This window comes from Pseudomonas sp. TE6283 (genome assembly GCF_054060555.1).
In genome coordinates this window covers 137,151-152,183 of the sequence record NZ_JBSSDH010000013.1, presented here as the reverse complement: position 1 = coordinate 152,183, position 15,033 = coordinate 137,151, and the positions used below count along the sequence as shown (strand labels likewise).

Sequence of the window (15,033 nt, the reverse complement as noted above, 5' to 3'; positions counted from 1 at the left end):
GGGGGGGGGGGGGGGGGCGCCCCGTTTTGGGCACCACGGGGGGGGGGGGGGGGGGGGGGGGGGGGGGGGGGGGGGCGGGGGGGGGGGCCCCCCCCCCCCCCCCACGACAACCCTGAAACCGTCAGTACAGGTCCACCGGATCCACATCCAGCGACCAGCGCACCTGCCGCCCCGATGGCATCTGCTCCAACACTAGCAACCAGGCACTGATCAGTCGATGCAGCTGTGCTCGGGCATTGGCCTGGAGCAATAGTTGCGCGCGGAAGCGGCCCGCCCGTCGTTCCATGGGCGCCGGGACCGGGCCGAGCAGCTCGATGCCATGCAGGCCTTGTTCGGCCATGACCCGCTCGGCGGCGGCGCAGGCTTCGTCGAGGAAGCCCTCGGCCTGGCCCGGCTTGTGCGCATCCGCACGCAGCAGGGCCAGGTGGGCGAACGGCGGCAGACCGGCGGCACGGCGTTCGCTCAGGGCCTGTTCGGCGAAAGCGAAGTAGCCCTGCTCGGTCAGTTGCACCAGCAGCGGATGGTCGGCCAGGTGGGTCTGCACGATGACCTTGCCCGGCTCTTCGGCGCGTCCGGCGCGACCGGCAACCTGGACGATCAGCTGGGCCATGCGCTCGCTGGCGCGGAAGTCGCCGGAGAACAGCCCGCCATCTGCATCGAGAATCGCCACCAGGGTGACGCGGGGGAAGTGGTGCCCCTTGGCCAGCATCTGGGTGCCGACCAGGATGCTCGGTTGACCGCGCTGGATAGTGGCGAACAGGTTGTGCATGGCGTCCTTGCGCGAGGTGCTGTCGCGGTCCACGCGCAGGGTCGGGTAGTCGGGGAACAGCACCTTGAGCCGCTCTTCGGCGCGCTCGGTGCCGGCCCCCACCGGACGCAGGTCGACGTGGGCGCACTGCGGGCACTGCAACGGCAGGCGTTCGTCATAGCCGCAGTGGTGGCAGCGCAGCACGGCGGAACGCTGGTGCACGGTCATGCGCGCATCGCAGCGCGGGCACTCGGAGAGCCAGCCGCAGTCGTGGCACAGCAGCGTCGGAGCGAAGCCGCGGCGGTTGAGGAAAACCAGCACCTGCTGGCCGGCCTCCAGGGTCTGGCGGATGGCCTGTTGCAGCGGGCCGCTGATGCCGCTGTCCAGCGGCAGGCTGCGTACGTCCAGGCGCAGGAAACGTGGTGCCTTGGCGCCACCGGCGCGCTGGTTCATGCGCAGCAGGCCGTAGCGGCCGCTGTGGGCGTTGTGCAGGCTTTCCAGCGACGGCGTGGCCGAGCCCAGCAGGATCGGGATGTTCTCCTGGTGGGCGCGGACCACGGCCAGGTCGCGGGCGTGGTAACGCAGGCCTTCCTGCTGTTTATAGGAGCCGTCGTGCTCCTCGTCGATGATGATCAGGCCCGGGTTCTTCATCGGCGTGAACAGTGCCGAGCGGGTGCCGATGATGATGTCGGCGTCGCCATCGCGGGCCGCCAGCCAGGCGTCCAGGCGTTCGCGGTCGCCCACCGCGGAGTGCAGCAGGGCGATGCGGGCGTTGAAGCGCTGCTCGAAGCGTTGCAGGGTCTGCGGGCCGAGGTTGATCTCGGGGATCAGGATCAGCGCCTGCTTGCCGGCTTCGAGGGTTTCGCGAATAAGCTGCAGGTACACCTCGGTCTTGCCGCTGCCGGTGACCCCGGCCAGCAGGTAGGCGTGGAAGGCGCCGAAGCCCGCGCGCACCGCCTCGAACGCCGCGCGCTGCTCCTCGTTGAGCGGCAGCTCCGGTTGGGCCAGCCAGTGCTCGTGGCGCGCGGCGGGCAGGTGGCGGCGGACTTCGACGCTCACCAGCTCCTTGGCCAGCAGTAGGTCGAGGCTGTCCTTGTTCAGGCCTAGCTTGCTCAACAGGCTGTGGGCCACGCCGTGGGGGTGCTGCGACAGGGTCTTGAGGGCATCGCGCTGGCGCGGGGCGCGGGCGATGCGCGGATCCTCCAGGCGTGCCCCGGGGGCGACGTGCCAGAAACGCTCCTGGCGCGCCTCGGCCGGCTCGCCTTGGCGCAGCAGGGTCGGCAGGGCCCAGCTCAAGGTGTCGCCCAGGCTGTGCTGGTAGTACTGCGCCGTCCACAGGCACAGCTTGAACAGTGCGGGTGGCACGGGCGAAACCGGGTCGAGCAGGGCGCTGGCGGGCTTGAGCTTGTCGGCGGGGACTTCGCTGTGCGTGGCGATCTCCACCAGCACGCCGATCATCTCGCGGCGACCGAATGGCACGCGGATGCGCATGCCGGGCGTCAGTGCCTGGCGCGCCATGCTCGCGGGCGCCCGGTAGTCGAACAGGCGACGCAGGGGCGAGGGCAGGGCAAGGCGCAGGATGACGTCGGACACGCGGAAGGTCTCTGGAGGGCGTTTCACAAATCAGGCGAGCCTAGCAGACGACGGTCGGTGCAAGCGACAACTTGCGCTGCGGCCGCGCTCTGGTATTATTCGCCGCCTAATTACGTGCGGTATTCAACAATAGGTGTTGGGTGGCGGCACGCAGCTCGAGGAAGTGACCATGAAAGCAGATATTCATCCGAACTACGAAGTAGTTGCAGTCACCTGCAGCTGCGGCAACAAGTTTGAAACCCGTTCGACCCTGGGCAGCGTCCTGGCGATCGACGTTTGCAACCTGTGCCACCCGTTCTACACCGGTAAGCAGAAAGTCCTGGACACCGGTGGTCGCGTACAGAAGTTCGCCGATCGCTTCGGTATGTTCGGTACCAAGAAGTAATCATGCGCATGGCGAATCTCTCGAGGTTCGCGTTGCTGCAAAAGAAGGCGCCCCTTGCGGGCGCCTTTTTTGTGGGCGCGATCTGGCATTTTCCGGCCCTGGCCTTCTGTCCGTTGCCCGAGCAGCCGCAGCAGGTGACGGTGCGCCAGGTAGTCGACGGCGACACCTTGCGCCTGAATGATGGCCGCAACGTGCGGCTGATCGGCATCAATGCGCCCGAGATCGGCCGCAAGGGCCGCACCAGCGAGCCCTACGCCGAGGCTGCGAAACGGCGCCTGCAGGCGCTGGTCGAGGCCAGCAATGGTCGCGTCGGCCTGGTTCCAGGCGTGGAACCCAAGGACAAGTACGGTCGAACCCTGGCGCACATCTATAGCCGTACTGGCGACAATCTCGAAGCACAATTGCTCAGCGAGGGCCTCGGCTACCGGGTCGCCATTGCCCCCAACGTGGCCTTGTCGGGCTGCCAGCAACAAGCCGAGCAGCAGGCGCGCAACGCCGGAGCCGGGCTGTGGCGCCAGTCGCCGGTAGTGCGTGCGAGGGAAGTCAGGCAGTCCGGTTTTGCCGTGATCGGCGGCAAGATCAAGGGTATCGAGCGCAACCGTGGCGGTATCTGGCTGGAGCTCGACGATGCCGTGGTGCTGCAGGTCCCCGCTCGTCTGCAGCAGCGCTTCCCAGCCAGCTTCTTCGCTAACCTCAAGGGACGCCAGGTCGAGGCGCGTGGCTGGGTGTTGGACCGATCCCGCAAGGGAGGGCTCAAGCCCGGGCAGCGACGCTGGCTGTTGCCATTGACCGATCCGAGCATGTTGGCGGCTGTTCCAGGGTAAATAGTTGTAGACATTTTGCTATTGGATTGTACACACTGGGTCCCGTAAGCCCCGTGGGTTATAGCGTAAAGTCGTAGGCCAAAGGCCTTGACACATAGTGACCGGGCAGTCTTGTCGCCCCCCGGCTCTTTGCGTATCCTCGGCGGTCCGTCAGAACAGTAAACAGCGGAATGCCCATCATGTCAGACCTGAAAACCGCCGCTCTCGAATACCACGCCCAGCCCCGTCCGGGGAAGCTGAGCGTCGAGCTCTCCAAGCCCACCGCCACCGCCCGTGACCTCGCCCTGGCCTACAGCCCTGGCGTCGCAGAGCCTGTGCGCGAGATCGGCCGTGATCCGGAGCTGGCCTACAAGTACACCGGCAAGGGCAACCTGGTTGCGGTGATTTCCGATGGCACCGCCATCCTCGGTCTGGGCGACCTCGGCCCGCTGGCCTCCAAGCCGGTGATGGAAGGCAAGGGTGTTCTGTTCAAGCGTTTCGCCGGTATCGACGTGTTCGATATCGAAGTCGAGTCGGAGAGCCCGCAGGCCTTCATCGACACCGTTCGCCGCATCTCCATCACCTTCGGCGGCATCAACCTGGAAGACATCAAGGCACCTGAGTGCTTCGAGATCGAGCGCACCCTGATCGAACAGTGCGACATTCCCGTCTTCCACGATGACCAGCACGGTACCGCCATCGTTACCGCCGCCGGCATGATCAACGCCCTGGAAATCGCCGGCAAGAAGCTCGAGGAGGCGAAGATCGTCTGCCTGGGCGCCGGTGCCGCCGCCATCTCCTGCATGAAGCTGCTGGTAAGCATGGGCGCCAAGGTCGAGAACATCTTCATGATCGACCGCAGCGGCGTGATCCACGCCGGCCGCGACGACCTGAACCAGTACAAGGCCCAGTTCGCCCACGCCACCGACAAGCGCACCCTGGCTGACGCCCTGAACGGCGCCGATGTGTTCGTCGGCCTGTCAGGTCCGAACCTGCTGAGCCCGGAAGGCCTGAAGTCGATGGCCGCCAACCCGATCGTGTTCGCCTGCTCGAACCCGGATCCGGAAATCGCTCCGGAGCTGGCTCACGCCACCCGCAGCGACGTGATCATGGCCACCGGTCGTTCCGACTACCCGAACCAGGTCAACAACGTACTGGGCTTCCCATTCATCTTCCGCGGTGCCCTGGACGTTCGCGCCAAGCGCATCAACGAAGAAATGAAGATCGCCGCCGCCATCGCCCTAAAGGACCTGGCCAAGCAGCCAGTACCGAAGGAAGTCTGCGAAGCCTACGGCGTACAGGCCCTGGAATTCGGTCGCGAATACATCATTCCGAAGCCGCTGGATGCCCGTCTGATCACCGTGGTTTCCGATGCCGTGGCCAAGGCCGCCATCGAATCCGGCGTGGCCACCCTGCCGTATCCGAAGCACTACCCGCTGAAAAGCGTGGATGACGTGTTCAACGGCTGATCCGGTCGTAGCGTCATGAAAAAGCCCCGGCTCGTCAGAGTCGGGGCTTTTTGCTTGCCGCTGTCAAAGCATCGCGCAGCTGTCCGGCGATGTGGTCAGAACAGATCCATCGGCGCCGCTTCATCCGCCGGCAGTGGGCTGCCGGGGGCGGCGCCATTGCCCAGTTCGTCTACCGAAGGCGGCGAGTCCTCGGCCTTGAACAGCTCGAAGTAGGCATTCGGTGTCCCCGGTGTGGCGGCGCGGCCGCTGACCGGGTCGACACGCAGGCTGAGAATGCCTTCGGGTTCGGCCGGCGCGTGCTCAGGCTTGCCCTTGAGCGCCGCGCCCATGAAACTCATCCAGATCGGCAGTGCCACGGTGCCGCCGTACTCGCGTCGGCCCAGGGTTTCCGGCTGGTCGAAGCCGACCCAGACGGTGGTGACGTAGTCGGCGTTGTAGCCGGAGAACCAGGCATCCTTGGACTCGTTGGTGGTACCGGTCTTGCCCGCCAGGTCCGTGCGGCCGAGGGCCAGTGCGCGGCGGCCGGTGCCGCGCTTGATCACATCCTGCAGCATGCTGGTGAGAATGTACGAGGTGCGTCCGTCGATGATCTGCTCGGCCACGGCGGGTACCTGCGGCGCCGGAGCGACCTGGCCAACGGCCGACGGTGCTTCGCCCGGCATCGGCGCGACACTGATCGCCTGCTCGGGGGCTGCTAGGCCGGCTTGGTCCTGGCTGCCCTGGGGCACCCGTGCCGGGTTGGCGGTGAACAGGGTTTCGCCGTTGCGGCTTTCGACGCGCTCGATCAGGTAGGGGCTGATCTTGTAGCCGCCGTTGGCGAAGGTGCTCCAGCCGGTGGCGATCTCCATCGGCGTCAGGGTCGCGGTGCCCAGTGCCAGCGACAGGTTGCGCGGCAGGTCCTGCTTGTTGAAGCCGAACTTGGCGATGTAGTCGATGGTGCGGTCCACGCCCATGGCCTGCAGCAGGCGGATCGAGACCAGGTTGCGCGACTTGTACAGCGCCTCGCGCATGCGGATCGGGCCAAGGAAGGTGTTGGTGTCGTTCTTCGGACGCCAGACCTTGTCCAGGTACTCATCGACGAACACGATCGGCGCGTCGTTGACCAGGCTGGCGGCGGTGTAGCCGTTGTCCAGTGCGGCGCTGTAGACAAAGGGCTTGAAGCTCGAGCCCGGCTGGCGCTTGGCCTGCATGGCGCGGTTGTAGTTGCTCTGCTCGAAGGAGAATCCGCCGACCAGGGCGCGGATGGCGCCGTTGTAAGGGTCGAGGGTGACCAGGGCGCTCTGGGCCCCGGGTACCTGGCTGAACTTGAGCTTGCCGTCCTCCAGGCGCTGCAGGCGGACCAGGTCGCCGACCTGGGCGACGTCGGCGGACGACTGTGGCGAACGCCCCTGCGAGTTGCTGCTGAGGTATGGGCGGGCCCACTTCATGGTGTCCCAGGCCACAGTCTCTTCCAGCCCGCTGCGGGTCATCACCTTCAGGCCGGTCTTCTCGACCTGGGTGACGATGGCCGGCTCCAGGCCGCCGAGGGTGCGCTGCTTGCCCAGTTCCTGCAGCCAGGCCGCACGGGTCTTGCCCGGGAAGCGTGCCTCTGGGCCCCGGTAACCATGGCGTTCGTCGTACTCGCTGAGGCCGTTGAGCACCGCGCTGTTGGCCATCTGCTGCATGTCGCTCGGCACCGTGGTGGTGACGCGGAAACCTTCGGTGTAGGCGTCGCTGCCGTAGCGGCCGACCATCTCGGCGCGGGCCATCTCGGCGACATAGGGGGCGTTCACTTCCGGAGTCGGCACGTGGTAGCTGGCGTTCAGCGGTTCGGCCAGGGCCGCCTGGTAGCTGGCTTCGTCGATCTTGCCGAGCTTGTACATGCGTCCGAGGATCCAGTCACGGCGCTCCTTGGCGCGTACCGGGTTGGCCAGGGGGTTGAAGCGCGAGGGCGCCTTGGGCAGGCCGGCGATCATCGCCATCTGCGCCAGGCTTACGTCGCGAATCGACTTGCCGTAGTACACCTGCGCCGCGGCATCGATGCCGTATGCGCGGTTGCCCAGGTAGATCTTGTTGACGTAGAGCTCGAGGATCTCGTCCTTGGTCAGCTCGCGCTCGATCTGCAGGGCCAGCAGGATCTCGTTGGTCTTGCGCGAGAAGCTGCGCTCGCTGGTGAGGAAGAAGTTCTTCGCCACCTGCATGGTGATGGTGCTGCCGCCGGTCTGGATATGCCCGGACTTGAGCAACTGCGATGCCGCGCGCATCAGGCTGCTGGGATCTACCCCGTAGTGGTTGAGGAAATTGTCGTCTTCGGCGGACAGAAGCGCCTGGATGAACTGTGGGGGAATTTCCTGGAACTTGATCGGCGAGCGCCGCATCTCGCCGAACTCGGCAATCAGCTTGCCGTCGCTGCTGTACACCCTCAGGGGGATTTGCAACTGGACGCTTCTGAGCGATTCGACCGAGGGCAGGCTGGGGCTAAGATACAGAAACGCACCGCTCAGACCGAGCACGAGCGCGCAGATGACGGCGACGAGAGACCACCAGAAGAACTTCAGCAGACGTATCAAGGCTTTTGGGTGTCCAGGTTGAGGAGTGGATTGCGCGCGGGGCCGGCGGACAGGAAAACGCTGGCCATTATAAGCATTTTTCGTCCCACCGGGTGACCGCCCGGGGCGTAGGACGACCGCTCGCGCCACTACGGCGCGGGCTGCCGATGACCAGAAAGGAACAGCCATGCTTGGATGCTTTGGCAGGGACGCCGGTTCACTGCTGGGGGTGGAAATTGCCTCCGGTTCCATACGAATGCTGCACCTGCATCGCCAGCGCGGCGGTTGGCGTGTGCAGGGGTGGGCGCAGGAGCGCTTCGAGCCGGCGACGCCTGGCTGGGTGGCATCCGACGAGGCGCAGGGGTTGGTGATGGGGTTGCGGCGGGCCCATGTTCAATGTCGAACCAGGCAGTTGCGCGTCGCCCTGGCATTGCCCGCCTCTCAGGTCATCTGCAAGCGTTGCCGGTTGCCTGCCGGGCTGGCCGACCTTGGTATCGAGGCGGCCGTGTTGGCCCAGGCCGAGCAGTTGTTTCCCTTCCCGCTTGAGGATCTGGCCCTTGACTACTGGGTGCAGGGTGCATGCGCCGATGATCCCGGGCAATTCGAGGTGCTGGTGGTGGCCTGCCGGCAAAGCCAGCTCGATCCGTGGGAGCGGGTGTTTGCCAAGGCCGGATTGCAACTTGAAGCCGTGGAGGTGGACAGCTTCGCGCTACGGCGAGCGTTGCTGCCTGAGGCGCAGGCTCGCGCAGCTGTCCTGCTGCAGTTGGAGCCGGGCGAAGTGGTCATGCACCGCTGGCACGGCGACCCCGTTCCACAGCGCCAGCGGCTCGCCCTGGGCTCGCCGGCGCAATGGGACGTCGCTGTCGATAGCCTCTGGCGGTTGGATGAGCAGGCGCCCATCGCTGACGTTGTCCTGTTTGGCTCCGCTGCCGATGAAGCCCGGGCGGCGCATTTGCGAGAACGCCTGGATGTGGAATGCCAGGTGGGTTGCCCGCTCCCGCTGGCAGGTCTCCGGGAGAATGATGGCCTGTGTGCAGCTTCGATGGTCCTGGCCTGCGGGTTGGCCATGGGAGGCCGGGCATGAGGGTGAGACTGAACTTGATGCCCTGGCGCGAGCAGCGCAGGGCCAGGGTTGTGCGGCAATTTCAGATCAGGCTCGTAGTCACCCTGGTGGTGGCCCTGGGCGCGGTCACATGGCTCGATCAGATGGCGCGGTCGCGCCTGGCCCGACAAGCACTGATAGTCGTTTCGCATCAGGCGGAGCTCGAGCGGCTCGATACCTCGCTGAGGCAGGTCGATCAGCTGCGCGGCAGGCGGGCGGTGGTGCAGGCCGAGCATGCCGCGGTAGCCGCACTGGGCGCCGGACGGTCACAGATGCCCGGGCTGTTCCTCGCCCTTGAGCAGGCCCTGCCAGAAGGCGTTCGCTTGACGGAGGTGGATGTCGAGGCAGGGCGTTTACGCCTGGGAGGTCTGGCGGCCTCTGCGTCAGTGGTTGCCCGGTTCATGCGGGATCTGGAGCAAGTGGGCATGGTGCGGGACCTCGAGCTCGTACACCTCAGGCGTCATGTCCAGGGTGACGAGTTCCTGCTGGCGGCGCGATTGCGGGCGGGCGAGTCGTGAACCGCCTGTGGCCCCTTGACTGGCAGGCGCTGGCTGGCCGCTCGAGCGTCGTAAGGGCCATGGTGTGCCTGTCGCTCGCGCTCCTGGTGGCTTGCGTGGGCTACCTGGTTCGAGTGCGTGATCCGGTCCAGAGGCATGTCGAGTCTGTCCGGTTACAGCAGCAGCTACAGGACGAACTGGAGGGGCGCAGGACGCGCCTCGTCGAACTGACTGTCGAGCAGCAGGCGCTCGAGCATGCGCGAACGCTTTTGCAGGCGGCACGATGGCGGCTGGCCGCGGGAGAGGGCATGAGCGAGCTGCTCGACCAGTTGGCGTTCTCGGGCCATGAGCATGGCCTGGTATTCGAGCGAGTCGAGGTGCAGGAGGCACAGCAGGCTTCGGTGTATCGAGTGCAACCGCTGGAAGTCGCGGTGTCTGGACAGTATCCGGCGCTACGCCTATGGCTGGAGCAATGGCTGCGGCAATTGCGTCTGTTGAATGTGGAAAGGCTCAGGCTGGCCCTGAAGGATGAGGGTGGCGGGCAAATTGACGCCCAGTTGCGGCTGCATGCCTTCCACCCTGGGGAAGAGCTGCCGGTCCCGGCGTCATTGGCGGATGAGCCGGCCCAGGCAGCCTTGTCGAAGACGGCATTCGACCCTTTCCGCGCTTGGTTGCCCCCGAGTGAGGACAGTGGGCTGGCGCATGTTCCGTTGGCACGGTTGGAGATGGTCGGCAGTCTCTCCCGGGCGGGGCGGCGACAGGCATTGCTGCGCTTCGCAGGTCGGCTGTACCGGGTCGCGGAAGGCGATCGACTGGGGCTCGAAGGGGGTGTCGTGGTGGCCATCGAGGTTGACCGGGTGGAGGTCCAGGAGCGGATCTACATCGATGGGCGCTGGCAAGCACGTCCCAGGTATCTGGTTCTTGGAACGCATGAACAGGGAGAGGTCAGGGATGGGGCCGAGGCAATGGTTGAGCGGCGCGCTATTGATGCTGGGGCTTCAGATGACGCAGGCCGAGACGTTTCAGGGTGAGCCGGTGTCGCTCAACCTCCAGGACGTCGAGCTGCGTTCGGTGCTTCAGGTCATGGCCGATCACGCGGGTGTCAACCTGGTGGTCGGCGACTCGGTGCAGGGGCGGATTACCCTGCGCCTGGAGGATGTGCCATGGGAGCAGGCGCTTGATCTGGTGCTGCGCAGCAAGGGCCTGGGCAGGCGCCAGGAGGGGAATGTGCTGCTGGTTGCTCCTGTGGCAGAGCTCGCTGGGCAGGTCCAGGGCATCGAGCCACTGCAGCGTGAATTGATCCCTGTCTTCCATGCCAAGGCCGGCGAGCTGGCGGAGCTGCTGCTGGCGAGCCTGGCGGACGACGGTGCCGTGGCCGGGCGTGGCAGCCTCAGTGTGGACGCTCGCACCAATACCTTGATAGTCACCCAGCCTGCCGCGCGGCTTGCCGAGCTGCGCAGGCTGGTCACGCAGCTGGATGTGCCGGTGCGCCAGGTCATGATCGAGGCACGGATCGTCGAGGCCAATGTCGACTACGAAAAGGCACTGGGCGTGCGCTGGGGTGGACCGCTGTATGGCTCGGACCCCCGGCTGGGCAGCGACCTTTTCGTCGATCTTGGCGTCGAGCGGGGAGGTGCGGCGTTGGGGGTGGGGCTGCTGCGCAGCGATATCCTGCTCGACCTGGAGCTCAGCGCCATGGAAAAAAGCGGCAATGGCGAGATCATCTCCCAGCCCAAGGTGGTTACGGCCGACAAGGAAACCGCGCGCATACTCAAGGGTACCGAAGTGCCGTACCAGGAAACCACCCGCAGTGGCGCCACTTCGGTCTCCTTCCGCGAGGCGTCCCTGTCGCTGGAGGTGACGCCGCAGATCACGCCGGACGGCAAGGTGATCATGGCGGTGCGGGTGACCAAGGACGAGCCGGACTTCATCAATGCCCTCAACGATGTGCCGCCGATCCGCAAGAACGAGGTCAACGCCAAGGTGCGGGTGACCGATGGGCAGACCATTGTGATTGGCGGCGTGTACTCGACGTCGCAGAACAAAGTGGTCGACAAGGTGCCATTTTTTGGTGATCTGCCGTATGTTGGGCGGCTGTTTCGACGCGATGCATTACAAGAGAAAAAATCCGAGCTGCTGGTCTTCCTGACTCCGCGTATCATGAGTGACCAGGCGATTGCTGTGAGTCGTTGATTCTGTGCGAAATTTGATACTTGTGGGGCCCATGGGCGCTGGTAAAAGCACCATCGGGCGCCTGTTGGCCAAAGAGCTGCGCCTGCTGTTCAAGGATTCCGACAAGGAAATCGAACTGCGAACCGGCGCCAACATCCCGTGGATCTTCGACAAGGAAGGCGAGCCGGGCTTTCGTGACCGCGAGCAGGCGATGATCGCCGAGCTCAGCGCGCTCGATGGCGTGGTCCTGGCCACCGGCGGCGGCGCGGTGATGCGTGACGCCAACCGTGCGGCGCTGCGCGCCGGCGGACGGGTGGTCTACCTGCACGCCTCGGTGGAGCAGCAGGTGGGACGCACCTCCCGTGACCGCAATCGACCGCTGTTGCGTACCGCCAACCCGGAGGCCACGTTGCGCGCCCTGCTGGAGGCGCGCGACCCGCTGTATCGCGAAATCGCCGACCTGGTGGTGGAAACCGACGAACGGCCACCACGCATGGTGGTGCTCGACATCCTCGAGCGCCTGCAGAAGTTGCCGCCCCGCTGAGCGGGGTCTATCCTCGGCGACCAACGCCGAGACGGGGCTGAACGTCACCGCGCGGGGCCGAACCGCCACCGCGTCCAAGCACATTGTGGGGATACATGCAGACACTAAAGGTCGACCTGGGCGAACGTAGCTACCCGATCTACATTGGCGAAGGCCTGCTGGACCAGCCCGAGCTGCTGGCCCCGCACATTGTCGGGCGGCAGGTTGCCATCGTCTCCAACGAGACCGTCGCGCCGCTGTACCTCGAACGTCTGAGCAAGACCCTGGGCGCTTACTCGGTGCTACCCGTGGTGTTGCCTGACGGCGAGGCCCACAAGAACTGGGAAACCCTGCAGCTGATCTTCGACGCCCTGCTCACTGCCCGCCATGACCGCCGCACCACCGTGGTGGCCCTCGGTGGCGGGGTAATCGGCGACATGGCCGGCTTTGCCGCGGCCTGCTACCAGCGCGGCGTCGACTTCATCCAGGTACCGACCACACTGCTGTCCCAGGTGGACTCGTCGGTGGGCGGCAAGACCGGCATCAACCACCCGCTGGGCAAGAACATGGTCGGTGCCTTCTATCAGCCCAACGCGGTGCTGATCGACACCACCAGCCTCAAGACCTTGCCTGGGCGCGAGCTGTCCGCGGGCCTGGCCGAAGTCATCAAGTACGGCCTGATCTGTGACAAGCCGTTCCTCGCCTGGCTCGAAGACAATATGCAGGCGTTGCGCGCCCTGGACTCCGCCGCCCTGACCGAAGCCATCCTCCGCTCCTGCGCGGCCAAGGCCGCCGTGGTCGGTGCCGACGAGCGCGAATCGGGCGTGCGTGCCACGCTCAACCTTGGCCACACCTTCGGCCATGCCATCGAAACACACATGGGCTATGGCGTCTGGCTGCACGGCGAAGCCGTGGCAGCCGGCACGGTCATGGCCCTGGAAATGTCCATGCGCCTGGGCTGGATCGACCAGTCGGCGCGCGATCGCGGAATTCGCCTGCTGCAGGACGCAGGATTGCCGGTGGTGCCACCACAGGAAATGACCCCGGCGCATTTCATGGAGCACATGGCGGTCGACAAGAAAGTGCTCGACGGGCGCCTGCGCCTGGTGCTGCTGCGCCAGCTGGGCGAGGCCGTCGTCACCGACGACTATTCGACAGAGATTCTTCAGGCCACCCTGGCGGCGGATTACCGCGCGATCGTGGCCCAGCTTTGAGGTTGTGACAACGCAATGACCAGTCTGCATGCCGATGAGGCGTTCCTCGACCATTACCAGTTGAGCCACGATCCGTTCGCACCGCGGGTGCCCGGCTTCAAGTTCTTCCCCGCCCAACGCAAACCGGTGCTGGGCCAGTTGCATCACCTGGCGCGCTACAGCCAGCTGATGCTGGTGGTCAGTGGCCCGGTGGGCAGCGGCAAGACCCTGTTGCGCCAGGCCCTGGTGGCCAGTACCAACAAGCAGTCGGTGCAGAGTGTGGTGGTGTCCGCACGTGGCGCCAGCGACGCGGCCAGCGTGCTGGGCCAGGTGGCGCAGTCGCTGAACGTGGCGCAGCCGGAGGTGCAGGCGATCCTGTCCCAGGTGGTGCAGCTGGCGCTGACCGGCCAGGAAGTCTATCTGCTGGTGGACGATGCGGAACAACTCGACGAGTCGGCACTCCAAGCGTTGCTGGAGTTGGCGGCAGGCGTGGCCGAAGGGCGCCCGCATGTGTTCCTGTTCGGCGAGCCTTCGCTGATTGCCGGGTTGGAAGAACTCAATACCGATGGCGAGCGCTTCCATGTCATCGAGCTGGCCCCGTACAGCGAGGAAGAGACCCGCGAGTACCTGGAACAGCGCCTGGAAGGCGCCGGCCGGGGCATCGAGGTGTTCAGCGCCGAGCAGATCGTCGACATCCACGAAAACTCCGACGGTTGGCCTGGGAACATCAACCAGGTCGCCCGCGATACCTTGATCGAAGCCATGATCGCCAGCCGTACCACGGTCAAGCGACCATCCATGGGGTTCAAAATGCCTAAGAAACACGTGCTCGCGTTGTCCGCTGTGGTCGTGGTCGCCGTTGGCGCGGCGGTCCTGATGCCCAAGAAGGGCGACAAGGCCCCGACCGAGGCGCCGGCCGCCCAGGCTCAACTGCCACTGGGGCAGGGCAGCAACGGCGCGCCCGCCATCGAGTTCTCCGGTTCCTCGCAACCGATGCCGCTGCCGCTGGTAGGCCAGTCGCAGCCGGTGATGCGCGAGCCCCTGGCCCAAGCCGCCGGCATGGGCGAGGGCGAAGAGGGTGGGCCTGCGGGTGATACCGCTTTGCAGCCTGCCGCGCCGTCGGCCGCCGTGCCGCCGACCGTGACCACCATCGCGCCGCCGCAAGGTGCCACCGCCAGCCCGGCACCAGCTCCTGCCCAACCGGTAACCACCGCTCCGGTACAGTCGGTTGCGCCTGCGCCGAAGCCTGTCGCAACCCAGCCGGTAAAACCGGTTGCACCTGCCAAGCCCGCTCCGGCCCCAACCCAGGTCGCCAGCGCCAAGCCCGCCAGCAAGCCTGCCGAGAAACCCGCCACGGGCGGCGCCGGCAACAGCAGCTGGTATGCCGGCCAGAAACCGGGCAATTACGTGGTGCAGATCTTCGGCACCAGCTCCGAGGCGTCGGCCCAGTCGTTCGTCAAGGCGCAGGGTGGCGACTATCGCTACTTCAAGAAAAACCTGCAGGGCAAGCCGCTGTTTGTCGTCACCTACGGTAACTTCGCCAGCCGCGACGCCGCTGCTGCGGCAATCAAGAACTTGCCAGCCAAGGTCCAGGCTGGTAAACCTTGGCCACGTACCGTCGGCAGCGTCCAACAAGAGCTGGCCACGGCCCGCTGATACCTTCCGGGCGGCACCACCCCGCTGCCCAGTTGCTGAGCGACTTCTAGCTTTCGATCAGCCTGCTGCGCCCGAGCGCGGCAGGCTTTTCTGTCCCAGACTGCCGGCCACAAGCCCCGTGTTGCAGTCATGGCTGAAACGCTTCAGACTCCAGCCAAGCCGCTATCACGGCGCATGGCGCAAAAACATTCAAAATTGCGACATAAATTTTCAATGGTGAGACATGAAAATTTGTGGGCGTCGCTGTCGCTGTGCAACAATGGTTTTCCATGACCACCGCAAAAAAGCTGGCGTTTGATCGGCGTGGATGGTAAGTGGTTGTTAAAAAAGAGATTTGCCTCCGGTTGAGAGGTGAACCTGGTGA

Annotated in this window: 12 protein-coding genes; 10 read left to right on the top strand and 2 right to left on the bottom strand. The window is 65.5% G+C overall.

The window, feature by feature from the left end:
- Nucleotides 1–121 precede the first annotated feature (121 nt).
- The gene (locus ACVWZ5_RS17970; RefSeq protein WP_028689116.1) at nucleotides 122–2,341 is read right to left on the bottom strand and encodes a primosomal protein N'; all 2,220 of its coding nucleotides are present in this window, start codon (nucleotides 2,339–2,341) and stop codon (nucleotides 122–124) included.
- A 169-nt stretch (nucleotides 2,342–2,510) separates the two neighbouring features.
- On the opposite strand from ACVWZ5_RS17970, the gene rpmE reads away from it, so the two are divergent.
- The 3 genes from rpmE to ACVWZ5_RS17955 all read left to right on the top strand — a co-directional run bounded on the left by rpmE (nucleotide 2,511) and on the right by ACVWZ5_RS17955 (nucleotide 4,998).
- Complete coding sequence (gene rpmE / locus ACVWZ5_RS17965) at nucleotides 2,511–2,726, top strand: 50S ribosomal protein L31 (protein ID WP_011531746.1); 216 nt, start codon at nucleotides 2,511–2,513, stop codon at nucleotides 2,724–2,726.
- 2 nt (nucleotides 2,727–2,728) lie between these two features.
- Nucleotides 2,729–3,550 carry a thermonuclease family protein gene (locus tag ACVWZ5_RS17960; RefSeq protein WP_084942063.1) on the top strand — a complete coding sequence of 274 codons (822 nt, stop codon included), beginning with the start codon at nucleotides 2,729–2,731 and terminating at the stop codon, nucleotides 3,548–3,550.
- 179 nt (nucleotides 3,551–3,729) lie between these two features.
- Nucleotides 3,730–4,998 (top strand): malic enzyme-like NAD(P)-binding protein, encoded by a 1,269-nt coding sequence (locus tag ACVWZ5_RS17955; RefSeq protein ID WP_028689114.1) that lies wholly within the window; start codon nucleotides 3,730–3,732, stop codon nucleotides 4,996–4,998.
- A 95-nt stretch (nucleotides 4,999–5,093) separates the two neighbouring features.
- Here the strand turns inward: ACVWZ5_RS17955 and ACVWZ5_RS17950 are convergent, their stop codons facing one another.
- On the bottom strand, nucleotides 5,094–7,544 hold the full coding sequence (locus tag ACVWZ5_RS17950) for a penicillin-binding protein 1A (RefSeq protein WP_375547233.1): 2,451 nt from the start codon (nucleotides 7,542–7,544) through the stop codon (nucleotides 5,094–5,096).
- 169 nt (nucleotides 7,545–7,713) lie between these two features.
- On the opposite strand from ACVWZ5_RS17950, the gene pilM reads away from it, so the two are divergent.
- From pilM to ACVWZ5_RS17915, 7 genes are all read left to right on the top strand, one after another.
- On the top strand, nucleotides 7,714–8,610 hold the full coding sequence (gene pilM / locus ACVWZ5_RS17945) for a type IV pilus biogenesis protein PilM (protein WP_084942061.1): 897 nt from the start codon (nucleotides 7,714–7,716) through the stop codon (nucleotides 8,608–8,610).
- The gene (locus ACVWZ5_RS17940; protein ID WP_062575467.1) at nucleotides 8,607–9,146 is read left to right on the top strand and encodes a PilN domain-containing protein; all 540 of its coding nucleotides are present in this window, start codon (nucleotides 8,607–8,609) and stop codon (nucleotides 9,144–9,146) included. Before pilM ends, ACVWZ5_RS17940 begins: the two co-directional genes overlap by 4 nt.
- On the top strand, nucleotides 9,143–10,156 hold the full coding sequence (locus ACVWZ5_RS17935) for a pilus assembly protein PilP (RefSeq protein ID WP_084942060.1): 1,014 nt from the start codon (nucleotides 9,143–9,145) through the stop codon (nucleotides 10,154–10,156). The genes ACVWZ5_RS17940 and ACVWZ5_RS17935 overlap by 4 nt, the downstream gene beginning before the upstream one ends.
- Nucleotides 10,113–11,318: a type IV pilus secretin PilQ gene (locus ACVWZ5_RS17930; protein WP_143514915.1), complete on the top strand. Its 1,206-nt coding sequence runs from the start codon at nucleotides 10,113–10,115 to the stop codon at nucleotides 11,316–11,318. The genes ACVWZ5_RS17935 and ACVWZ5_RS17930 overlap by 44 nt, the downstream gene beginning before the upstream one ends.
- A 4-nt stretch (nucleotides 11,319–11,322) precedes the next feature.
- On the top strand, nucleotides 11,323–11,841 hold the full coding sequence (aroK, locus tag ACVWZ5_RS17925; RefSeq protein ID WP_028689109.1) for a shikimate kinase AroK: 519 nt from the start codon (nucleotides 11,323–11,325) through the stop codon (nucleotides 11,839–11,841).
- A gap of 95 nt (nucleotides 11,842–11,936) precedes the next feature.
- The gene (aroB, locus tag ACVWZ5_RS17920; RefSeq protein WP_062575464.1) at nucleotides 11,937–13,034 is read left to right on the top strand and encodes a 3-dehydroquinate synthase; all 1,098 of its coding nucleotides are present in this window, start codon (nucleotides 11,937–11,939) and stop codon (nucleotides 13,032–13,034) included.
- Between the two features lie 15 nt (nucleotides 13,035–13,049).
- Complete coding sequence (locus tag ACVWZ5_RS17915; protein ID WP_062575463.1) at nucleotides 13,050–14,669, top strand: AAA family ATPase; 1,620 nt, start codon at nucleotides 13,050–13,052, stop codon at nucleotides 14,667–14,669.
- Nucleotides 14,670–15,033 lie beyond the last annotated feature (364 nt).